Genomic DNA, 22,403 nt, shown 5'->3' on the forward strand with positions numbered 1-22,403 from the left:
GGTTTGCGATGCAAGCTCATGGGATCGCGTGCGATGGGAACGAGGGCGGGACGCGGGGGTGGAAGGCTGGCGGCCTGCCGCGGCGGAAACGCGGCGGTCGAGTTCGCGCTGGTCACGCCGCTCCTGCTGCTGCTGTTCGCCGGCATCTCCGCCTTCGGCATCTATCTCGGCGCCACGCACACCCTGCGCGAGATCGCGGCGGAGGCGGCACGCGCCTCGGTCGCCGGCGTCAGCGACGGCGAGCGCGCCTCCCTCGCCCAGGCGGTGGTGCAGCGCAGCCTCGCCGCCAGCGCGATGTTCAAGGCCGGCAGCGTCGGGGTCTCGGTCGGCACCAGCCCGAGCGACGCCACCGTCTACACGGTCACGCTCACCTACGATTCCTCCGGGCTCGGGCTGAAGTCCCTCGGCAAGCTGGTCCCGCTGCCGCCGGACATCTTCACCAGCACGGTCAGCGTGCGCCGGGGCGGGCTGTGAGCCGCCGGGCGCGCGACCTGCGATCGGCCCGGGGCGGCTCGGTCGCGGTTCTGGTGGCGCTCGGGGCCACCGCGCTGATGGGCGCGGCCGCGGTCGGGATCGATCTCGGCATGGTGGTGCAGACCAAGCGCAAGGCGCAGGGTGCCGTCGACATCGCCGCGATGCTGGCCGCCGCCGGCGGCGGCGGGGCCGACGCGCTCGCCCGCCGCTCGCTGGCCGACAACGGCTACGCCGCCGCCACGGTGACGGTCTCGCCCGGGAGCTACGCCGGCAACGCCAGGATCGCGCCCGCCAGCCGGTTCCAGGCCGGCGCCAGCCCCGCCAATGCCGTCCGCGTCGGGCTGCGGACGGGGGTGCCGGTGCATTTCGCCCAGGTGCTCGGCCTGCCCAGGACCGTGCCGATCCAGGTGACGGGCACGGCCGCGAGCGCGCAGTTCGCCGCCATCTCGATCGGCTCCGGCGTGGCCGCGCTCGATGGCGGCATCGCCAACGCCCTGCTCGGGGCGATGCTGGGGACGAAGCTCTCGCTCTCCGTCCTCGACTACAACGCGCTGCTGTCGATGCAGGTCGACGCCTTCCGCTTCCTCGACGCGCTGGCGACCAACCTGAACCTCCAGGCGGCGGACTACACCGACCTCGTCGCCGCCAACGCCAGCGTCGGGCAGCTCACCGCCGCCCTCAAGGTCGCGGCACAGGGCACGTCGGGGGCGGGCGCCGCGGTGACGGCGCTGACGAAGCTGATGGGCGCGCTGCCCAACGCCGGCGCGCTGATCCCCGTGGCGCAGGTCGTCGACCTCGGGGATGCGGCCGCCCTGTCCCCGGCGCGGGGCGCGGCCGGCCCCCTCGTCGGCCTGATGGACGTGATCTCCGACATCGCCGCCAACGCCAACGGCCAGAACCAGATCGCGCTCGACCTCGGCGCGACGGTCCCGGGCCTGCTCAACACGCGGCTGACGCTGGCGATCGGCGAGCGGCGCCAGGATTCCGGCTACGTCCAGCCGGGCACGCCGAACGCGACGGTCCACACCGCGCAGGTGCGGATGCTGCTTGAGACGACGCTGACCGCGCCGCTCGGCCTCGGAACCGTGACCCTGCCGATCTATCTCGAGGCGGCGCAGGCCTCGGCGACCCTGCGCGGGGTCGCCTGCCCCTGGACCGCCTCGACCCGGCGGCAGGCGACGGTGGATGCGCAGCCCGGCCTCGCGACCCTCGCCGTCGCCAACGTCCCGCGCAGCAGCATCGCGGTCGGCGCCGGCACGCCCGACCTGAGCCGGTTCGCGAACCTCATCGCGCTGCCGCTGCTGACGGTGCAGGGAACGGCGCGGACGACCATCGCCAGCCCGGCGCCGCAGACCCTGATCTTCTCCGACGACGAGATCACGCGGCAGGTCACCAAGACCGTGTCCACCACCGGCCTGACGCAATCGCTGACCGGAAGCCTGGTCCAGGGCCTGTCGCTCTCGATCAACGGGTTGATCGTGCCGCCCCTGCTCGGGCCGCTGCTGTCGACCGCGCTGATGGCGGTGACCCCGGCCCTCGACAGTGTGCTCGACACGACGCTGCGCATCCTGGGGCTGCGCCTCGGCTACGCCGACGTCACCGTCGACGGCACGATGTGCAACCAGGCCGTGCTGGTACAGTAGCACGCCGCCGCTTCGGCCCGGCGCCTGCCGGACGCCCGGCCCGGCACGATCGATGTGCCGAAGCCCGGCCTCGCCGGCGGCGCGGCGGCACGCGCGCCGCACCGGCCGGTTCGACGATCAGTGCCCGCGCCCCGGCCCGCGCGACAGGGCGGCGATCTGCTGGCCGAGGCTGAGGAGCAGCACGTCGACGAGAAGACGCAACTCCGAGTTGTCGAGCTGATCGATCGTCTCGCGGCAGGCCAAGGCGTGGGCGGCGGCGGTGTCGAGGATCGCCGAGGGGTCCTTCCGCTCGATCTCGGCGAAGGCGCCGAGGTCGAGATCGCCCTCGGTGACGTCGATGATGATCCCGTGGCCGTGCAGCACGGTCCCCGACTCGTTGCGGACGAGCCGGCCGCGATCGAGGATCCGGCGGACGCGGCCGGCGGTCGAGACGGTGCGGTATTCCGCGACGAACAGGCCCCCGCTTCGGCGCAGGCGCTTGAAGTGGCGCGACAGCTTCGGCAAGTCGTCGGGATGGACGCGGGCCTTGGCCCGCTCGAACGGCACGGGCAGCCCGGCGATCGCATGGTCTCCCGCCAGAACGTCGGCGGCCCCGGCATCCAGAATGCAGCGGTCGGGCTGGGCCGACCAGGCCCAGGTTCCGACCACGCCGGAGGCCGACAGGGCCGCCGTCAGGTCGACGGGCCGCGAGCGGGACCGGTCGATCGTTTCTGAGCGCATGGAGGACCTCCACGGTTCGGTTGCAGTTTCGCTTGGGAACCGCCGACATACAACCCAAGATGGAATTAACAACGCGTTAATTCAACACTCGGATCAGGCTCGACACCGCTGCATTCTACCGATTCCTGGGGGATGCAGGGCTATCCGATGCTGGGAATGCTGTTCGAGCCCAGTGCAGGCGCGCAGGCCCGGCCGACGAGGCCGAGACGTCGCCCCGTTCGATTCCCGACATCGCTCGGGCGAGGCCCGAGACCGGACGAGGGGGGACGATCAGCCGATCTGGCTGAACAGGGTCACGGCCCCGAAGATCAGAACGGATACGACCACGACGGCGATCAGGATCAGGGCCGCACGCGATTCCTGCAATTCCGGCGACATGCCCGCTCCATCACAGCCGGCGGACACGATGCCTCCGGCCGGCGCTATCCCGAACGAAACCTTGCATCGATCGATCCGGCTGTCGAGATGCGCGCGGTCGCCGGCCGCGGTGCGACAGCGCACAGCTTGGCCGCACGTTCACCCCTACGTTGAAGTCCTGCCGAAGGCCGACCCGTGCTCGCGCGTGAACGGCCGAGCCGGCATGGAGTGATGATCATGACATCGTCCCTGCGCATCGCCGCCCTCGTCCTCGCCGCCCTGCCGATCGCCTCGGCTCACGCCGGCGACACCCGGTCGAAGCCGCTGAGCCCGCGCGACCGCGCCGCCCTCGAGACCGCCCAGAAGTTCTCCGCCCGCATGAGCCGCCTCGATGCGCTGATGGGCGGCGTCCCGCAGAGCCCGGGGACGGCCCGCTCCCGCTCGGCCAACGCCGAGCACTAACGCGACGGCATCCCACCGAGGCCGCCGGCCTCGACGACGAAGCGCGCGACCGCGTCGGCTCCCGCGCCCTCCCGCAGGGATGCGAACACGTAGGGCCGCGGCCCGCGCATGCGCCGGGTGTCCGCCTCCATCACCCCGAGATCGGCGCCGACCAGCGGCGCGAGGTCGGTCTTGTTGACGATGAGCAGGTCCGAGCGGGTGATGCCGGGGCCGCCCTTGCGCGGGATCTTCTCGCCGCCCGCCACGTCGATGACGTAGAGGGTGATGTCGGCGAGCTCCGGCGAGAAGGTCGCCGCGAGGTTGTCGCCGCCCGACTCGATCAGGATCAGGTCGAGCTTCGGGAAGCGCCGGCGCATCTCGGCCACCGCCGCCAGGTTGATCGAGGCGTCCTCGCGGATCGCCGTATGCGGGCAGCCCCCGGTCTCGACCCCCATGATCCGCTCCTCGGGGAGCGCGCCGGCCACCGTGAGGATGCGGGCATCCTCCTTGGTGTAGATGTCGTTGGTGATCGCGCAGATCTCGTAGGTGTCGCGGAAGCGCTTGCACAGCTGCTCCATCAGCGCGGTCTTGCCCGAGCCGACGGGCCCACCGATGCCGACGCGCAGGGGTCCGTTGTTCGATGCCATGGGGGCAAGCTCCGTCAGAGGATCACGAGCGGAAGATCCGCGAATACTGGGTCTCGTGCCGGAACGAGCCGAGATCGAGGCGAAGCGTCGCCGAGCCGAGGTCGTCGAGGCTGCAGGCCTCCGCCTGCTGGGCGAGCGCGGCGATGCGCGGGCTCAGGCCGGCGATGATCCGCGTGCCCGCGGCCTGCCCGATCGGCGCGGCGCGCAACGCGGCCGAGACGAGGTTCTGGACGAAGGCGAGTCCGTAGGTGGCCAGCATCCCCGGCCGGTCCATGCCGTGCGCGCCCGCGGCGGCCCCGACCGCGACCGGGTAGGCGACCGCCCCCGGCAGCGCCCCGGCGACCCCGTCGAGGGGTGGGCACGGCCAAGCCGCCAGGGTCGCGTCGAGGAAGCTGCGGCCCTGCTGGCTCGTCTCGAGGTGAAGCTCGCGCGACGGCGCCAGCGCCAGGGCGAGATCGTTGATCCCGGCGAGGTCCGGCAGAGCCGCCGCCGCCGCGGCGCGGTGGGCGTGGGCCGCCAGGATCAGGTCGTTGCGGCCGGCCCCGTGCTCCATCACGTCGCCGAGCCAGCCGGAGATGCCCGCCTCGTCGGCGACGTCGCCCGCCTCCACCGCCCATTCGAGCCCGTGCGAGTAAGCGTAGGCGCCGACCGGGTAGGTCGGCGACAGCCACGCCATCAGCCGGATGCGCTCAATCATGGGTGTGGTAGCGCCCGTCGCCGTGATGATGGGCGCGGCCGCCCGCGAGCTCGCCAGGGTCGCCGACATCATGGCCATGCGCCTGGGCGTGGCCGCCGGCATAGGCGCCCCCTTCCGGTCGGAACGGGCGCTCGACCGGCTCGGCGCTGCCGCCGAGGCCCCGCACCATCTCGGCCAGCACATGGTCGAAGGCGATGAACACCGCGTCCGCGGTGATCTCGGCCGGGATGTGCCGGTTGCCGATATGCCAGATCAGCTGCTTCAGGGCGTGGTCCGACCCGGCCCGGACCTCCAGCAGGCGCTCGGGCGCGGCCTCGACCCAGACGAGCCGCCCATCCTCCAGCGCCAGCGCGTCGCCGTCGTCGAGCACCATGGGCTCGGGCAGGTCGAGCAGGAAGGCGAGCCCGCCGACGCCGCGCATCGCCATGCGGCGGCGATGCCGGTCGCCGTGGTCGAGCACGATGCGGTCGACGATCTCGGCTCCGGCGAGAACGTCGGCGCGGATGACGCGGGTGGCGCGGATCATGGGGTCAGGACTGATCCAGCAGGTCGGGCTCCTTGGGCAGGTAGTCGAGGTCGAGCGCCTGAACGACCGTGAACGGCGGCACCTCGGGAAACAGCGTGAAGTCGATGCCGGTCTCCTTCGACGCCAGCAGGCGGCCGGACAGGTAACACGCGTCGAAGACATCCGCCGGGTAGCGCTTGAGGCTGGGGCTGGCGCGCAGAACACGGCCGATCCGGGTCCGCTGCTCGAAGATCGTGGCCGTCCAGCTGTTGTTGCGCAATCCCGGCTGGTACTTCCACTTGAGGAGATGGCCGAGAAGAACGTCCAGGCGGCTTTCGATCTGGTGCTTCTCGCTGCCGCCCACGCTCCTCACCTCGTCGATCAGGTTCCTCAGGTCGAGCTCGTCGAACCGGCGTGCCCGCAGCAGCTCGGCCTGGGCCTGCGTCCAGAGATAGAAGTCCGTCTCATAGGGATCGGCCGCCGGAGGCGGTCTCAGCGCGGCGTTCGACATCGTGGCTCTCCTCGAACGTGCCGATCCTACCTCAAAACAAAAAGTACCGCTGCGCCATCGGCAGCACGTCGGCCGGCTCGCAGACCAGCAGCTCGCCGTCGGCGCGCACGTCGTAGGTCTCGGGATCGACCTCGATCTCGGGCGTCGCGTCGTTGAGGATCATGCTCTTCTTCGAGATGCCGCCGCGCACGTTCTCCACCGCGACGAGCTGCTTCTGGACACCCAGGCGCTCGCGCAGGCCGTCCTCGATCGCGGCCTTCGAGACGAAGGTCAGCGCGGTCGCGAACGGCGCGCGGCCGTAGGCGCCGAACATCGGGCGGTAATGCACCGGCTGCGGCGTCGGGATCGAGGCGTTGGGATCGCCCATCGGCGCCACCGCGATCATCCCGCCCTTGATCACGAGGTCGGGCTTCACCCCGAAGAAGGCCGGCGACCACAGCACGAGGTCGGCGAGCTTGCCCGGCTCGACCGAGCCGATATGGGCCGACACGCCGTGCGCGATCGCCGGGTTGATCGTGTATTTCGCGATGTAGCGCCGCGCCCGCATGTTGTCGTTGCCCGAGGCGTCGCCGGGGAGGGCGCCGCGCTGGCGCTTCATCTTGTCCGCCGTCTGCCAGGTGCGGATCGCGACCTCGCCGACCCGGCCCATGGCCTGGCTGTCCGACGACATCATCGAGAGCGCGCCGATGTCGTGCAGGATGTCCTCGGCCGCGATCGTCTCCTTGCGGATGCGGCTCTCGGCGAAGGCGAGATCCTCCGGGATCGACGGGTCGAGGTGGTGGCACACCATCAGCATGTCGAGATGCTCGTCGATGGTGTTTTTCGTGTAGGGCCGCGTCGGGTTGGTGGACGAGGGCAGCACGTGCGCGAGCCCCGCCACCTTGATGATGTCGGGCGCGTGCCCGCCGCCGGCGCCCTCGGTGTGGAAGGCGTGGATGGTGCGGCCGGCGAACGCCGCGATCGTGTCCTCGACGAAGCCCGACTCGTTCAGCGTGTCGGTGTGGATCATCACCTGCACGTCGTGCTGGTCGGCGACCGTCAGGCAGGTGTCGATCGCCTTCGGCGTGGTGCCCCAATCCTCGTGCAGCTTGAGCGCGCAGGCGCCGGCCCGCACCATCTCGACGAGAGCGTCGGGGCGCGAGGCGTTGCCCTTGCCGGCAAACGCCAGGTTCATCGGAAAGCTGTCCGCCGCCTCGATCATCCGGGCGATGTGCCAGGGGCCCGGCGTGCAGGTGGTGGCGAAGGTGCCGTGCGCCGGCCCGGTGCCGCCGCCGAGCATGGTGGTGATCCCCGAGCACAGGGCCTCGTCGATCTGCTGCGGGCAGATGAAGTGGATGTGGCTGTCGAAGCCGCCGGCGGTGAGGATCTTGCCCTCCCCGGCGATCACCTCGGTGCCCGGGCCGACGACGATGTCGACGCCCGGCTGGATGTCCGGGTTGCCGGCCTTGCCGAGCCGGACGATCCGCCCCTTCACGATCCCGACGTCGCACTTCACCACGCCCCAATGGTCGAGCACGACCGCGTTGGTGATCACCGTGTCCACCGCGCCGTCGGCGTTGGTGACCTGGCTCTGCCCCATCCCGTCGCGGATCACCTTGCCGCCGCCGAACTTCACCTCCTCGCCGTAGGTGGTGAAGTCGCGCTCGACCTCGATCTCCAGGCAGGTGTCGGCGAGCCGGATGCGGTCGCCGGTCGTGGGCCCGAACATGTCGGCATAGGCGGCGCGGGGGAGGGCGGCGCGGGGGGGCGTGTTGGCCATGCTAGAGCGCCCCCATCACGTCGCCGCGGAAGCCGTACACCGTCCGCCCGCCGGACAGCGGCACCAGGGCCACCTCCCGCGTGGAGCCGGGCTCGAACCGCACCGCCGTGCCCGGCGCGATGTCGAGGCGCCGGCCGCGGGCCTTCTCCCGGTCGAAGCGCAACCCCGGGTTGACCTCGAAGAAATGGTAATGCGAGCCGACCTGGATCGGCCGGTCGCCGACGTTGGCGACCTCGACCACGGTGCGCTCGCAGCCTTCGTTGAACACGATCTCGCCCGGCAGCGTGGTGACGGCGCCCGGCACGTCGGGGGAGGGCGCGCCGCGCACCGGATGGTGCACAGTGACGAGCTTGGTGCCGTCGGGGAAGGTCGCCTCGACCTGGATGTCGTGGATCATCTCGGCGATGCCCGGCATCACCTGGTCCGTGGTGAGCACGTTGGCGCCCGCCTGCATCAGCTCGGCGACCGAGCGCCCGTCGCGGGCGCCCTCGACCACGACGTCGGTGATCAGCGCGATCGCCTCCGGGTGGTTGAGCTTGACGCCGCGGGCAAGGCGGTTCCGCGCGACCTGAGCGGCCATGGCCACGAGGAGCTTGTCTTTTTCGCGAGGCGTCAGCAGCACGAGGAGCCCTCTCGGATTTCGGCCGGTCCGGACTCATTTCGGCCGGTTCGGACCTGGAGCAAGGATCATGCTGGTGCGACGGTCAAGCCTCACTAAAGCTTATCACCACATCAAACAAAAAATCATCGTCTGCTCAGAGCGTTATAACACCAACCTACCGTGGGAAGACCGCAGGCACAATGGTCAAAAAGGTACCGTGGAAGGCTGTTTTTGACGCCATCTGTGACAGAAAGTGTGACAGGATTCTTCGAAGCACCGATGATCTTCGTAACTAGACGAACACGCGCGTGGCCTGATCATATCGAGGGGCAACAAGTTGATGACGCAACCAACCTCTTGCTGAAAACCCATTATGGATATCACGGAAACAGAAATAGCTAGGACCAAAAATAAAATGCTCCCGTGCCTTGCATACTTCTAAAACCCATGCGAATTTTAGAATTCAGGCTGCGCTATCACAACTATGAACCATAAATCAAAACGAGATGTCTAACTTATAGCATTGTACGGTTTGTACAGAATTCTAGATACTGGACAACAATCATGTCTAACACTCATGATCTTGCAAAGCTGGACGAACGTTCCTTTGAGCATATGATAAATTTTTTAGCGATGAAGGTCTTAGGCCCGGGAGTCACGACATTCGGCCCAGGATCTGATGGCGGTCGCGATGGTTATTACCAGGGTACGGCTCCTTATCCGAGCACATCCGATACTTGGAGTGGTATCTGGTACATCCAGTCGAAATTTCATCGCCCTCACTTAACAAAGGACTCTCAGGCGTGGGTTCTTGAGCAAATAAGTGATGAACTTAAAGAATTTGCCAAACCAGGAACAAACCGAGTTTGGCCGAACATATGGATTTTCGCTACCAACGTAGATATTTCAGCCGTTCCAGACAATGGGACTTTTGACAAAGCAAGAAAACTAGTTCGAGAAACTAATCCCGCCCTAGAAGGCAGGTTCCATATTTGGTCTGGCAACAAAATCATTGGATTATTAAATATACACAATGAAGTAACCAAACAATATCTTCACTTATTGACGCCTGGTCATGTACTCGCGAGTATATTTGATGGACTACAGGACGAGCGCGCTTCGGTTGAGGAACTTACTAGGTACCTGATAGTCAATCAATTTGACGATCAGCAGTACACAAAATTGGAACAGGCTGGATCGAGCACGGACATTCGCCCTGGAATCCAAAGACTTTTCATAGACCTTCCATATATTTGTACGACGACCCCGGTGGCTGGTAAAGCTGCGCAAAGTATTGCGCATTCTCTGGCACGCAACCACCAAATCGACGCGAGAATAGATAAATCAGACAACTGGCAATCGTGGTCTCGCAACCCTCAACGATCGAGGATCTGGTTCATCAAAGCTGGACCGGGACAAGGTAAATCGACCATAGGTCAATATCTGAGTCAAATTCAGAGGGCTGCATTTATCACGCATGAGAATGGACCACGAGTCAATTTTCAGCAAATGAATACGGCGCGAGAGGTAAAGGAAATTGCAGTATCCCAAAACCTGTGGCCGGCGTCACCACGCATTCCAGTATACGTTGAGTTGAAAGATTTTGCTCAATGGGTTAGCAGGCAAAAAAATCTTGATTCTACTGGTATACTTGTTTATCTTTCTAGCCTATTTTCTGCGAAAATTAACAAATTAATGCTGCCCGGGACGTTCAAACGTGCATTATCTGCCGGAAAATGGTTATTCATTTTTGATGGATTGGACGAAGTTCCCTCTAATTTCAAAGATAAAGTTGCACAAGAAGTCACTCTATTCATTGATAATCTCCTTATCGAAGTCGACTCTGACGCGATGTCCATTTGCACTTCGAGGCCGCAGGGTTACTCTGGACAGTTCTCGGATCTCCATTCGGCTGTCGTTATACTATCAGACCTAAGCGCCGAACAGGCACTAGCTTGCGCTCGACCGATATTAGAAATAGGAAGAACTCAAGACGAAGCGGAAAGGAATATTGAGATACTTAAAGAAGCGCTGTCGTCTCAGGCGATTACAGAGATTATGAAGACACCGCTTCAATCTCATATCATGGCAGTGGTTGTGCGCGATGGCGGCAGGCCGCCGGAGCGACGCTGGCAATTGTATGATAATTTCTATCGGGTCGTAAAAAAACGAGAAGCTAATAAGGCAAGTCCGAACCACGGGCTGGCTATTCTTCTTCGCGATGGCGATAAACTTATAAAAGCTCTCCACAACAAACTGGGATTTGAATTACACAAAAGTGCAGAACTTGGCGAAGGCTCTGATACAAGTCTTTCAAAAACCGAATTGCAAGCAATAGTGTACAATGTTACTTCATCTAAACTTGATGATGGTATTGCAGAAACTTCTGCCATCTTAATGGAAGCAACAACCGACCGGCTTGTTCTTGTCAATACACCGGAGACAACGGAAAAAGTTCGTTTCGACGTTCGGCAGCTTCAAGAATTTTTTGCTGGTGAATATATTTACGAAGGCGTTGAACATGAGTTGCTTCATAAAAGATTGTCCGTCATTGCGTCAGATCAGCACTGGCGCGAGGTCATGCATTTCGTTTTGAGCGCGATTGTCGAAAATCGCCAGCAAACAAACCTTGCTGTAGCTGTTTCTGTACTCAATAGTATTGATTCGTCCGACGATCCAGATGTAAGAATATATCGCAGGCGTTTAGCTATTGGGGGGTTAATAGCGGCTAGACTTCTCTCAGAAGGAGTTTTAGAGCAAGACAAAAGGGATCGTCAGCAATTTAGAACTTGTTTCTCGACATTGCTCGCGTCAGCTGATCATACGCAGTTAAATTCGCTGATACACGTTCGAGGAACTCAATCGCGCGTTTGGTTGCGTGAAGTTGCTGCTGATCATCTATTTGACCAATCGCCTTCTGAAACCCTTGGCGCGGCATACATATGCCTATTAACGATGCCAGATGACTACAAACGACTCCCACAAGTCGCGCAATATCTATCAGCGACTACCAAATGTTATAAAGTAGCTTTGCTTTCGATGCTGCCGGCTCAGAGAAGCTTGACAATACCCGATCTGCCTCAGTGGTCTATTAGGTTCATTTTAAATTTTCTTTCTAGCACCGACTGTTCCGACATCAGTGAGACACTTGCGAGCAACTTGATATCTATTCTCGACGCGCAGCCCACCAAAATTCCTGTCATGTCTGATTATTTCGGAATTGATGTACGGCATATCTCACTCATAACGCCCTTCTTTAGCGATGTACCGCGCCGTGATTTTAGAGAGCTATCAGTTTTTGATCAGGAGCACATTGGTCCGTTAGTTGTCCATCGACATAATGCTCCGCCTGACCTTTGCACCGAGAATTGGTCAGAGGAAATGTGGCTGATCGTGCGTCAACTTCCTGGAATTCTGTCAATTTTGTCATTCTGCTTGGATTGTTTTATCGCAGATAACAATGAGAAGCTGTCTGATGCGTTAGAAAAACTTGTAAGATCACTGGATAAACACCCCATACCAGACCAATGGCAAATTTTGCTGCCTCCGGAATTTACGTTCTGTAATAGCAACTATGCGCTTGGGCTTAAATTATGGCGATCTGCAAGAAAGCAGGCTGATAGAATTCCTTCGCTGGTATCTACCCTTTCACTTTCAGGACATGAGCCAATAGATATTCATCAGCTTGAGTATCTGCAAAATCGTTTTCCGATGATACTTTTCGATTATCTTATGGATTTCAAAAAAATTCCGCACCCAGGGATTGAAGAATTGCTGCAATCCAGCGATGGGGCATCATCTGTCCTTCGAACGTTTCAGAACAACCCTGAACTCGTGCAGTATGTTCCCCACCGGTGGGGCCAATTTATAAATCTTAATCTCACAACTTCGCCCGGTTTTCGAAAAATTATAGCAACTCAGCAATCAGTGCCTTATAGAGATGCCTCTATAAGAGAAATTTATGCGTTCCCAATTGATGTTCAAAGTGAACGGCATCTACTGCCGTCGATAGTAAAAGTCATCGTTCAGTCGATGTGGCACGTAGAGTATGACGTTTTTGAAGTTGAGGAATCAAGCTTCGCTCGTCGGGCTACTGTGAGGGCATTGGTAGGAGAATACGTTCAAGATTCCTCACAACTACTTGATGTTGTCTTAGATAGCACTGTCAGTAATGAGACCAGAAGCGCAGCAGCTATGCTATATCTTATGCACCCAGAAGAGAAAAAACCGCTGTTGTATGACTGTCTCGCAGTTATGATTGATAATTATGACAGTCATACAGATTGGTATTTGATAGCAGCTAGTTCAGCGTTGATCGAGAACATTCCTAGAGACTCGGTTTCACTCAAAGCGATAGGAAGGCTACTTAACCTAGGCCGAACGGACTTCCTTGGTCGTATCGAAATGAACAAAGCGCTTGGGGTTTGGCGAGAACGATCGACGGAACCCGTTTCGCATGGAATATCGGGGATGTTCTGATAGAAAGCGAGGGGGTTGGAACTAAGAGTCTACAGGATTTATGTTACTTGTTTGGGTAGACGCTTTCGAGGCACCCCCGCGAGACACCCGGTGTCACCCGTTCCATATGAGCGGGTGTCTTTTTTGACTCGACTTTCGCGTTTCGAGACACGATAGTGAGTTGGTCTAGAGTCAAACAAGACGGTTCGCTATGGCTTCCTACGGCTATGCAAGAGTGTCGAGTTCATCCCAATCCCTCACAATCCAGCAAGTGGCGTTGAAGGCGGCCGGGTGTGAGGTTGTCCGCGCCGAGACCCACACAGGGACGAAGGTCGAAGGCCGCTCAGAGCTAGAAACGCTTCTGCAGTTTGCTCGACCAGGGGACCGGATCGTCGTTACCCGTATCGACAGGCTAGCACGTTCGGTCTCCGACCTGTGTGGGATCGTCAAACGGCTGGAAGCGGCTGGTGTAGCCCTGGTAGCGTTGGAACAGCCCATCGACACGTCCACAGCGGCCGGACGGTGCTTCTTACAGATGCTTGGGGTGTTTGCCGAGTTTGAGACCGCTATCAGATACGAGAGGCAGATGGCGGGTGTCGCGGCAGCACGTCAGAAAGGCGTCTACAAAGGGCGCAAGCCGTCTATCGATGCGGACCGGGTGAAAGCCTTGGCTGCATCGGGCTTGGGTGGAACGGCCATCGCGCGTGAACTGAACGTGTCGCGGGCATCGGTATACCGACTGCTAGGGGTGCAAGGCTGACGCTTGGTACCCGGCCCGAACGTCCGCGGTGGGTGGTTTTCTGTCCGTCCGCTTCGCGATGGCGGATGGACCGAAGCGGACATTGCCCGCGAGACCGGTCACGACCCCATCTTTGCCATTCAGAGCTTCTGCTAAGGGCGCCGTCCCGCTAAACGGTGCCCCTCGGTGATAAGCGGAACGACGGCGCAGAGGACAGCGGCTACGATTGAACCGCAACGGTGATGCGACTTCGACGTGATAAAAAGAGAGTCGCGGTTCCGCGAACGACCGTGCTATCGGTATGGGAGGTCAGATACCGCTTCCATGTTAAACTCCAAGGCAGACTACTTCTCTCAGTCGCGCGGTCAGGGCTTGCCTAACCGATGCCCTATCCTAGAGGGTTGCGGGCGGCGTGCGAGAACACTGTCTATAGCGGATCAACGCGGAGGCGCAGCGAACTACGACACCGCAATCCGGTATCCGGAGATCGGAGATGGGGCCTACTTGATCTCTGGTTCGTCGAATTACATATTTGGTAATTGCTGCCCAGAAGTATCGCTTTTTGAGGGAAATCTATTTTTTGCAGGTTGCTCGGGAAAACCACTTACGTCTGGGCAGTACGACAAATTCGACGATCCGCAGTTCCGAGTAATCGAGACTGGACATTTTTCCGAGTGTGCTGAGTACAACGCCGTAATCGCAGCTGGGCCTTCCACCCAACAAAAGCCGTGGGAAACAACCGGCGGCTACGGGTTGGCCGAGAAAAATCAAGCACGGCTTGAAGAGCTACGGGTAAGCCAGCTCCCGCCCGCCGCCGCTAAGGTCGCTCAGGACCTACGGAAGCACATGGCGGCGATCAAGGACGACACAACGCGTGCCTTCGTGGCCGAAGCCATCCAGTGCCACGAATCCGGACTCTACCGGTCGGCCATTGTCATGTCGTGGCTCGCCGCCGTCAGCGTCCTGCACAACGAGGTCATGGCCAACTATCTGGCTGCCTTCAACGCCGAAGCGAAGAGGGTCGATGGCAAGTGGAAGGCTGCCGCGACGACGGACGACCTTGGGAGGATGAAGGAAGTCGATTTCCTCGACCGGATCGTGGCTATCGGCATCATTGGCAAGAACGTGAAAGCGCAACTCGCGAGCGGCCTGACCCTGCGGAACGGCTGCGGCCACCCGAACAGCCTCAAAGTCGGCGCCAACGTTGTGGCCGCGCATATCGAAATGCTGCTCATGAATGTATTCGACAAATTCTCGACCTAACAGCCGATCAGCCGAAGTCTGGCCGACAGCACGGCGTGGTGTGGCGCCGAGTCCGTGGCGCTAGCGGCGAGCGCTAAGCGGAGTTCCCCTTCCCGGCACCTATCTAACTTCGGCTCGCCACCCGTAGCCGAAGTTGCCGTAGGGCTGACGAATGGCCGCTTCGGAGAAGCGTCCACGGCGATCTGGGCGGCCGGGTTGGGTCGTGAGCGGACGGTACCAGGCGTTGGGTTCCGACCACTAGGCCGGCTGTTGGTGCGTGAGGCCAATGGATAGGTACGCCTGAAACGGTGTAGCTTCGCCTCACAGCACCGTTCCACCCAGGCGTCTTGCAATGCGTCACAGCTATCTCGGGGCCCTCCTAGGAGTGATCCTCACGACCACCACGGCCGGTTCAGCCACGGCAGAAGTCACCATCACCGTGGACAAGGCCGTCCAGAGGATGATCGTCACGGTGGGTGGCCAGCCGCGGTATGATTGGCCGGTCTCGACGGGCGCGGACGGATACGACACACCCGGGGGATCATACCGGCCACAGCGCATGGAACGGACGCACTTCTCCCGTGAGTTCGACGATGCCCCGATGCCGTTCGCGATCTTCTTCACAGGCCAAGGCCACGCTATCCACGGGACGAACCACCTTCGTCAGTTAGGTAGCGCGGTCTCGCATGGTTGCGTCCGCCTTTCGGTTCGGAATGCCGCTGCTCTGTTCGCGCTGGTCAAAGCCGAGGGCACTGGAAACACCCACGTTCAGATTGAGGGTGACGATCTGAGCATGGCCGGTGGGAACGGTGGCTATCAACAGACTGCCCGAACACGACGCGGTTACGATGTAGACTCGGTCATGTCAGCAGGGGACCAGATGGGTCGGGGAATGTAACTTCGCACGCCTTCATCCGTCAGCGCCTGAAATTCGTGTTTTACTATATACTCGTAGATATCAAGAACGACCTGATATCAATACATAATAGTAAGCACGGACGAACAGCATATGATACCAACGCTAAAATCTACAGAAAAAGACTACGTCGTCGATCTTGTGGGGCTATCCTGCTCCATTGTCCTAGATCGCGGCAACAAACTATGGGACTCGCGAGAACATGCTGATTGCGTTGCCCTACAGGTCATCTATATACAAACAGGCATAGAGCAATACGACGAAACCGGCACATTAGACCCGGCAGTTATCCTGTCCGCGTATAACTTATTCTCTAACTTCTACCATCAGATTGATGATGATGCCCGCAGCTTCTTATGCGGCACCGTAAAAGATGAACTTTCGAGGCTTACCCTGAATGGATAAGACAGAGGATGACATCGGTTTCCGTCTTTACACTTTGTGGTTATGTGACAAGACGATGCGTCAGTTGAAACATTTTGCTGTCGATGATGGCGTTAGTGTTGCGTCGATGGTAAGAAAATTGATTGACGAATATATTCGCATCCGGGCCGGGTTAGATATTTGATCACGCAACGGTGCAGATTGAAACCACACTTGACAGAGGCGCTCCGGCTAGGGTGTCTATGAACACAACGTGGCCATACCCATCCGATCCACACCCCTAGCAATAATGAACTTTTTATAGAAAAGGAATTTGCATCGAATGAAGTCAGCTGTGTACTATCCCCATACTCAATTAAAGCAGCCGGGCGTACTGAAAAGCGCATTACTGCTGTGGGACAAGCTCGAATTTATCGTGCCTTACAAAGATTTCGAACTAGAGCATCCTGATAAAGATGTACAAGATGGCTTGGAAGTCATCGGATCCGCATATTGCCCAAGTGAAGAGGATAAATCAAATGCTCACGCTATGATAGAAGACTTTGCAACTGGTCCTTTGCCGGAAAGTTTCCTCTATCACGGAGATAGAGTCAACGATTTCTATCGTTATGGAATGTTTCCTGAAAAGCTCCTACCAGAAACGTGGGGTATGCTCAGAGAGCTACGCCTAGTTGGGCGGGATAGTTACAATGGGCATGTTCCCCTGGAGGATTCTGCTGGCCTTGCTCTTATGTCGATTCTAGCCGATTGCTGCGCGGGTAAAACGAAAACAAGGATAACGGATCGAGGAATTGCTTATGCTGCGTTAACAAACTTAATGACAAATCAGGGGCAGGCCGGATGCGACCAGTACGAGTTGATTGTACCCATTACATTCAGTGTAATCAAAACATCAGATATTCCGCTTAAAAATCTCGTTGCTTTCCGTAGGCGGGAAGCTGCAAAAGGCGGCCATGCTATCCGCGATTTGAGACATAGATATCTTGATTGTTTAAATAAGCAGATTGGATCTCTTAAAGACGTTGCCAAGCATAGCGACAGGATTGAAATAAATCGGCAGTTTGAGGTCGAGATGACTGACGATCTTAAGTTTCTTAGAGACGAACTGCGGTCTTCAAAGAAAGAGGTATTCTTTTCTAAAGAAATAGTGATGTCGGCAGTCGCAGCAACTGCCTCGTTCATTGCGGCCTCAAAGGGTGTGCCTCTCGATATTCCAGGCGTCTGGAACGCAGCTGGTTCAGCTATAACTATAGGTGGAATTCTATCCACCCAAAACAAATTCGCATCATCAAGGGCGGCTATTATGAAAAAACATCCTATGGCGTATTTATACGAGCTAGAGCGTAATCGTTACTAGATTAGCATCCCATAAGTATAGTGCGGCGCAAGCATTTTCGGAATTATTAGTACGCCGATGACGGTTTAGTATAAGAAAGTTCTAAGTATGTATTGCTACGTCGGCGGAGAACGCGTGGTCCGTTGATTAGCTTCGACCCAAACCAAATTGCCAACCCGAAGATGATCCATAGTGCGACGTTCGGTCGGTGACGCTGCTCCGGGTTTGACGGATCGGTGAGATGCATAGCCCCGAACAGCGCCAGCGGGACGAACACGATGGCTGTCAGTTTCAGAACCGCAATTGCGGAGCCCATAGCGAGGCCGTTGAAGCGGATTGTGCTGGTGACCGTAGAGACGAAGCCCCACAGGACCACCAAGGTGCCGATGGCCAGGATCGCCAAGAGCGTCCAGTGATTCATGAAGAAGGCTTTGTCCAGGATCGTGTGTGGTGCTCCCAACGTCACTCGCCAAATTTCAAAGGCGATGGCCAAGGCGGTTACGATAGGTCCGATGACGATGGATGATGTTCGGCCAAGATCCCCACTGTCGGCAAACACCACCCAGCGCGATCCGAGTCCGATCGAAAAAAGAACGAAGGTAGCGCAGCCGGCCAAGGCAAAGATGCCGGCTATGTTACCCATGAGAACCCAAAATGCCTGTTCTAATTGGATCTCGGCAAGGGTCTTCGGCTTGGTGGTCTCTGAGTAAATTGAAGGCGCGGTGACGGCCGGCGCGGACCCGACCACAGGGGCAACCTGGACGGGCTGCGACGGCTGTATGGCCCGTTGACCGATCAAAGGCCCCTGACGGTCACCTGTGCCGCTCTGAGAGCCGGTTTGAGTACCATCAGCAAGTCGGGAACGAACCGCGCGAGGAAGATCACGGCCATAAGCACCAGAGAAGAACGCGGTGCCTGTCCCCGGTCCGTAGGTTCGCTCATACACGGCGACCATCTTGATGATGGCATCGTCACAGCCACCGCCCGCGATCACCCGCCTGATGCCCTCCGAAATGGCGCCATCGGATGATTGCCCGGTGATGCCCGACTGTCTCGAAACACCGGATGCGATGCAGGCGGTAGATGCACGCACGGCCGGTAGAACGGTCGCGCGTTTCAACTGGTCGGAACCGGATTGCGCTGACAGTTCTGAATGAGCTTCTGACGCGAGTAAGAAGCCCGCCAGAACGAACGCGAGACCGAACCGCTCAAAGATGCCCATCGAAACTGCCCCGTGTCGCAAACCCGACTGAAACTCCATATCTCGCGAATTTATGCGGATTTCAGTCTATCGGCAACTGGTGCACCCGAACTCATAATTCGGGTATGGCGACAAAATTGAACCAATCGGTCGGCCTGCGTTTAAAGGCGGCGAGAAACGCAGCGGGCCTGACCCAAGAGCAATTGGCAGAACAGGTCGACCGGACGAAAGAAGCTATTTCCAACATCGAAAGAGGGCACAATCTTCCTACGATTGAAACCCTCCATCGGATGTGTGAAGTGCTGAACATCCCCATAAGATATATCTTCGGGGATGCCGGCGGAAGTTCGCGGCGCATCGAATGTATCGCCAAAATAGAATTGATTTTAGCTGATATAAGCGATGATGAACTAGCAACGGTCGCAGATGTAGTGACAGTTCTTGCAGTTAGCTACGCCAACAAAAAATAACAAAAATGCTAGTGTAGTTTCTGCCTCCGCTTTTTTGCGACATCAGCAATTTCTTCACCACCGCCATCCTGTAAATCGGTCACAAGCTTGTCAAGCATGTTCTTCATGATTGGATTGTTATTTGACGCGTACCCAGAACAATATTGCAATAATTCAATCACATTTTGTTTTATATCGTCATCGGCGATATTATCATTGTCAGCGAACCAAGTATCAATCATAAAAAAGGATACAGTTGCGTCCATGTGCTTGAATGGCAGCTTGTAATCGTAATGATTAGGATAATTGCAGTACTCCCCTCCACAGTCACAAACATCTTCCCTATCTTGTGTCTCGCGAAGCTGCACTTCTAGAAGCTCTACGCATCGCTGACAGGCAAATCTGAGTCTATATCGCATTGGTAGGTTTGACATAATTGATTCCTTTGCAATCAACGCCTTGTTGATCGATATGTTATACACAGTTAGTTGCCAAAAGTCAAGATTTACTAACAGATTTTCATGACGTCCGAGTAGTCAATCCGTTGAGACTTGAGTTTCGAACTCTAGGATGAGATGTCTAATCAAGCAACACGCCATCTCTTCCGCTTCATAAGTCGGCTTATCTGTGCCTGCCGATCCGATGGGGACTTGGTGTGGCGTGCAGCATTTCTTAGGATTGACTCGTGTTCGTATCGATCTATCCCGGTTTTTTCGAGATCTAGGTGTAGGTTCCAGATTGACTTGTCGCCCTCTTCTGGCAATTGGCCGACTGTCTCGAACCTTGCTTTAGCCTCTTCAATCTTTTGCTGCTGATGGCCTTTTAGAGATGTATGCTCTTCATTAGAGATCATCGGAATCATGGCGTCCGTTTTTTCGGCGTTATGGTCGGTATCGGATGCATGTTCGATCCAATCGACTACGTTAAGTGGCCTTCTACCGGCGCCTCGAATATCCTTGAAGACGTTATGTTTGCCCGATTCCGTTCGGCATGGCAGATAGAACATGTCAGATGGATTATGCTTGTTGTCGATACCATGCGCCTTTAATGATAGGTTGCTTTCTGAGATTTTGTTTTCTGTATACCCTTCATCAATTATACGCTGCTTTACCTGAAACCATATCTCTCTATAGACTGATACAGACATCATTTTGTCAGTTAGAATACAGACTCTATATCTCGGCTTCTTCTTGGTATGAGAACGTGTGCTGTAGATTACCATTTCGAGTTGCGGAAAGATCCTTGGCCATTCGTCATATGGTAGATTTCCATTCTCAACATCGAACCAAATGCCGTTAGATGTCTGAACGTTCTCTAGGGTTCGGAATGTGTTATTTTCGAAGTTAGGAACGAACAGTGCGGGCGATATGAGAAAGTTATCACCTTTCGACTGCAGCTTTCTCTTGCCGAGCCACTTAAGATATTCGACAAACTCCGCGTTGGTATATTCAAGCCGAACCCCGACTCTGTGGTACTTGTTCGCCAGTAGAGTTCCTTGAAATCGTGTCACGTTATTACTTAAATCAATATAAGTAGTTTCGTTCCATGAATCCGTTAACTCGGGAAGCAATTGCTTCGAAAGGATTTTTTCATGGAACCTAATGTCGGAAAGAAGCTGCTCCCTTCTACTATCTCTATGTGCTTTCTTCCGGGCCGCAGCGTTCTCGTGCTTCCTTTCTCGGCCAACCTTCTTCGCCTTAACGGAATCAATACCGAGTGAGACAATCGAAGATCCGGGGAACCGATCAGACAGCCACTCGGCGGATTTTCTATCAGGGGCAAAGATCTTTTTTGATGTGGTATCTCCATGGACTCTGACGGAAATTCGACATGCAGCCTGATAAAGATTCTGGTGACAAAACCCGTCTCTTTGCTCATCGCGGGAGACATGACAGACCCGCTTGATAAATCGCGCTGTCTCTGGATTGTAATTATACGCACCGAGAATAACGGCGTTGTGAAGGTTCTTGAAGCTGTTTAGGCCATGTGAAGTAGCGGGTATTTTCATGTTACCCGGAACTTTCGAGAATGGGTTTTCTTCCTTCCGATCTTCGTTCTCTATCCATCCAAACGGCTGTCCATCGAGTCGTTCGATGATGATTTTAATCATTTCTAAGCGGACTCTATCTCCCTCTTTGTTTCTCTCCGCCTTCGAATAATCTTTTTCAGTTCCATAATAAAATGTAACATACTTACCATTTTCATGGTCTAGGTACAGAAGGTCTTCATCCAAACTGTGATCCAGGATGAAAAGCACACCTTCATTCTCCCAATGCTTGAACAGCAGAGAGTCTTGAATCCGGGCGCCCGCTATTGTCACAGACGCGAACCCTCGAAAGACTTCTGGTTTTAACACGGACCAAGCACGAAGATCTGTTTGCTCAGATCTGCCTTCCAACAGATGATTATAGGATTTGATCTTCACATAGGTGTCGTAGTTTTTGCTGCGTATGCACCGTGACAGCTTATCGAACGACTTTAGATTAATGTCGTTGCCCTTGTTTCGGGATATAGCATCGATCTTGCCACCCTCTCTAGCGACCAAAAGACCGTATTCGGGACCTTTAGGTACGAGAACAAGATGGCTCGTTATAATACTATGCGTGTTAGGGATCGTCAGATAGTGCTCCACAAGCATACCTGGAACTTCATCGACAAAGACCTTCCAGTCTTGCTTTTTCGGAAAGAAATCTAACGCCGCCAGTGCGACAGATGTAACAAACAATATTTGTCCGTAAGGATATGGACATGCCAGATGGGCAATTATTTTTGCGCCTACGCTCCCTTCAACACCGCCATCGCCATCAGTTTCAGCCTTATAGATGGCTTCGACATGGATAGAAGTGTTCTCGCCTCTAAGCTCTTCGACAGTTTGCCGTATCAACCGTCTGCTTGGCTGAACAATCAGAACGTTTGCGCCTGTTTCGGCTAGTCTCACAGCTTGTCGATAGATTCCCGTCGTTTTGCCGCTTCCAGTAGGGGCGGGCACATAAAAAATCGTAATCACGCTATCCTCGGTATATAAATGAAGATCGCCTTCCGTTGCGGGAGTGATCGTGTTTCTGGAAAACCAGGCAGGATCATCCCTGCACTGTTATAAATCCATAACAGATCGTCAGTTCAAAATACAAGCATAGTGCTTTTTTGTCGCAGGACATATCAAATCAATAATTTTGTGAAACATACGTTTTTTCAAATTGTCAAATGACACGCGGATCTAACGGGTCACCCTGGCACTAGCTTTGGTGCGATTGTTGACAAAAAATTTGCGCATCGAAAATTACGGTAACATCGCACTGGCATCGGCACCGCCACTTCGACTC

At 57.3% G+C, this 22,403-nt stretch carries 21 protein-coding genes; 10 read left to right on the top strand and 11 right to left on the bottom strand.

The genetic code is table 11. The annotated features are described in order from the left end of the window. The first annotated feature begins 33 nt into the window (after nt 1-33). A complete protein-coding gene (locus MKK70_RS11030) occupies nt 34-474 on the top strand; it encodes a TadE/TadG family type IV pilus assembly protein (RefSeq protein ID WP_243937449.1) in 441 nt (146 codons plus the stop codon). Then, complete coding sequence (locus MKK70_RS11035) at nt 471-2,117, top strand: TadG family pilus assembly protein (protein WP_243947645.1); 1,647 nt, start codon at nt 471-473, stop codon at nt 2,115-2,117. Before MKK70_RS11030 ends, MKK70_RS11035 begins: the two co-directional genes overlap by 4 nt. A gap of 117 nt (nt 2,118-2,234) precedes the next feature. On the opposite strand, the gene MKK70_RS11040 is transcribed toward MKK70_RS11035, so the two are convergent. Both MKK70_RS11040 and MKK70_RS11045 read right to left on the bottom strand, forming a co-directional pair. Further along, on the bottom strand, nt 2,235-2,837 hold the full coding sequence (locus MKK70_RS11040) for a PAS domain-containing protein (RefSeq protein WP_147729382.1): 603 nt from the start codon (nt 2,835-2,837) through the stop codon (nt 2,235-2,237). 270 nt (nt 2,838-3,107) lie between these two features. Continuing rightward, nucleotides 3,108-3,338 carry a hypothetical protein gene (locus tag MKK70_RS11045; protein ID WP_187275569.1) on the bottom strand — a complete coding sequence of 77 codons (231 nt, stop codon included), beginning with the start codon at nt 3,336-3,338 and terminating at the stop codon, nt 3,108-3,110. A 93-nt stretch (nt 3,339-3,431) separates the two neighbouring features. Here MKK70_RS11045 and MKK70_RS11050 point away from each other — a divergent pair, with 93 nt between their 5' ends. Continuing rightward, entirely contained in the window at nt 3,432-3,656 is a 225-nt protein-coding gene (locus tag MKK70_RS11050; RefSeq protein WP_147843749.1) for a hypothetical protein, read from the top strand. Here the strand turns inward: MKK70_RS11050 and ureG are convergent. From ureG to MKK70_RS11080, 6 genes are read right to left on the bottom strand one after another with little or no spacing between them, the layout of a single operon-like run. After that, nucleotides 3,653-4,282: an urease accessory protein UreG gene (gene ureG / locus MKK70_RS11055; protein ID WP_147729384.1), complete on the bottom strand. Its 630-nt coding sequence runs from the start codon at nt 4,280-4,282 to the stop codon at nt 3,653-3,655. The genes MKK70_RS11050 and ureG overlap by 4 nt on opposite strands. A 22-nt stretch (nt 4,283-4,304) precedes the next feature. Further along, the gene (locus MKK70_RS11060; protein WP_243947647.1) at nt 4,305-4,979 is read right to left on the bottom strand and encodes an urease accessory protein UreF; all 675 of its coding nucleotides are present in this window, start codon (nt 4,977-4,979) and stop codon (nt 4,305-4,307) included. Then, entirely contained in the window at nt 4,972-5,505 is a 534-nt protein-coding gene (locus MKK70_RS11065) for an urease accessory protein UreE (protein ID WP_243947649.1), read from the bottom strand. Before MKK70_RS11065 ends, MKK70_RS11060 begins: the two co-directional genes overlap by 8 nt. A 4-nt stretch (nt 5,506-5,509) precedes the next feature. Then, a complete protein-coding gene (locus MKK70_RS11070) occupies nt 5,510-5,995 on the bottom strand; it encodes a DUF29 domain-containing protein (RefSeq protein ID WP_147843752.1) in 486 nt (161 codons plus the stop codon). A gap of 31 nt (nt 5,996-6,026) precedes the next feature. Next, nucleotides 6,027-7,754, bottom strand: a complete 1,728-nt coding sequence (gene ureC, locus MKK70_RS11075) for an urease subunit alpha (RefSeq protein WP_243947651.1) — start codon at nt 7,752-7,754, stop codon at nt 6,027-6,029. A 1-nt stretch (nt 7,755) separates the two neighbouring features. Continuing rightward, nucleotides 7,756-8,376 (bottom strand): urease subunit gamma, encoded by a 621-nt coding sequence (locus tag MKK70_RS11080; protein ID WP_147729308.1) that lies wholly within the window; start codon nt 8,374-8,376, stop codon nt 7,756-7,758. Nucleotides 8,377-8,919: 543 nt separating this feature from the next. Between MKK70_RS11080 and MKK70_RS11085 the strand changes: the two genes are divergently transcribed. From MKK70_RS11085 to MKK70_RS11110, 6 genes are all read left to right on the top strand, one after another. Further along, nucleotides 8,920-12,834 carry an NACHT domain-containing protein gene (locus MKK70_RS11085; protein WP_243947654.1) on the top strand — a complete coding sequence of 1,305 codons (3,915 nt, stop codon included), beginning with the start codon at nt 8,920-8,922 and terminating at the stop codon, nt 12,832-12,834. Nucleotides 12,835-13,024: 190 nt separating this feature from the next. Further along, entirely contained in the window at nt 13,025-13,573 is a 549-nt protein-coding gene (locus tag MKK70_RS11090; protein ID WP_243947656.1) for a recombinase family protein, read from the top strand. Nucleotides 13,574-14,398: 825 nt separating this feature from the next. Next, complete coding sequence (locus tag MKK70_RS11095) at nt 14,399-14,815, top strand: hypothetical protein (RefSeq protein ID WP_243947658.1); 417 nt, start codon at nt 14,399-14,401, stop codon at nt 14,813-14,815. 364 nt (nt 14,816-15,179) lie between these two features. After that, nucleotides 15,180-15,692 carry a L,D-transpeptidase gene (locus MKK70_RS11100; RefSeq protein ID WP_409568264.1) on the top strand — a complete coding sequence of 171 codons (513 nt, stop codon included), beginning with the start codon at nt 15,180-15,182 and terminating at the stop codon, nt 15,690-15,692. Between the two features lie 415 nt (nt 15,693-16,107). Then, nucleotides 16,108-16,278: a hypothetical protein gene (locus MKK70_RS11105; protein ID WP_243947662.1), complete on the top strand. Its 171-nt coding sequence runs from the start codon at nt 16,108-16,110 to the stop codon at nt 16,276-16,278. Between the two features lie 138 nt (nt 16,279-16,416). Beyond that, nucleotides 16,417-17,451 (top strand): hypothetical protein, encoded by a 1,035-nt coding sequence (locus MKK70_RS11110; protein WP_243947664.1) that lies wholly within the window; start codon nt 16,417-16,419, stop codon nt 17,449-17,451. A 46-nt stretch (nt 17,452-17,497) separates the two neighbouring features. On the opposite strand, the gene MKK70_RS11115 is transcribed toward MKK70_RS11110, so the two are convergent. Beyond that, nucleotides 17,498-18,652, bottom strand: a complete 1,155-nt coding sequence (locus tag MKK70_RS11115; protein ID WP_243947666.1) for a hypothetical protein — start codon at nt 18,650-18,652, stop codon at nt 17,498-17,500. Between the two features lie 116 nt (nt 18,653-18,768). Here MKK70_RS11115 and MKK70_RS11120 point away from each other — a divergent pair, with 116 nt between their 5' ends. Further along, on the top strand, nt 18,769-19,101 hold the full coding sequence (locus MKK70_RS11120) for a helix-turn-helix transcriptional regulator (RefSeq protein WP_243947668.1): 333 nt from the start codon (nt 18,769-18,771) through the stop codon (nt 19,099-19,101). 8 nt (nt 19,102-19,109) lie between these two features. Here the strand turns inward: MKK70_RS11120 and MKK70_RS11125 are convergent, their stop codons facing one another. Both MKK70_RS11125 and MKK70_RS11130 read right to left on the bottom strand, forming a co-directional pair. Continuing rightward, nucleotides 19,110-19,448, bottom strand: coding sequence for a hypothetical protein (locus MKK70_RS11125; protein WP_243947670.1), 339 nt, complete (start codon nt 19,446-19,448; stop codon nt 19,110-19,112). Nucleotides 19,449-19,663: 215 nt separating this feature from the next. Beyond that, nucleotides 19,664-22,087, bottom strand: a complete 2,424-nt coding sequence (locus MKK70_RS11130; protein ID WP_243947671.1) for a DEAD/DEAH box helicase — start codon at nt 22,085-22,087, stop codon at nt 19,664-19,666. Nucleotides 22,088-22,403 lie beyond the last annotated feature (316 nt).

It is taken from the genome of Methylobacterium sp. E-041, assembly GCF_022829665.1.
GTDB lineage: Bacteria > Pseudomonadota > Alphaproteobacteria > Rhizobiales > Beijerinckiaceae > Methylobacterium.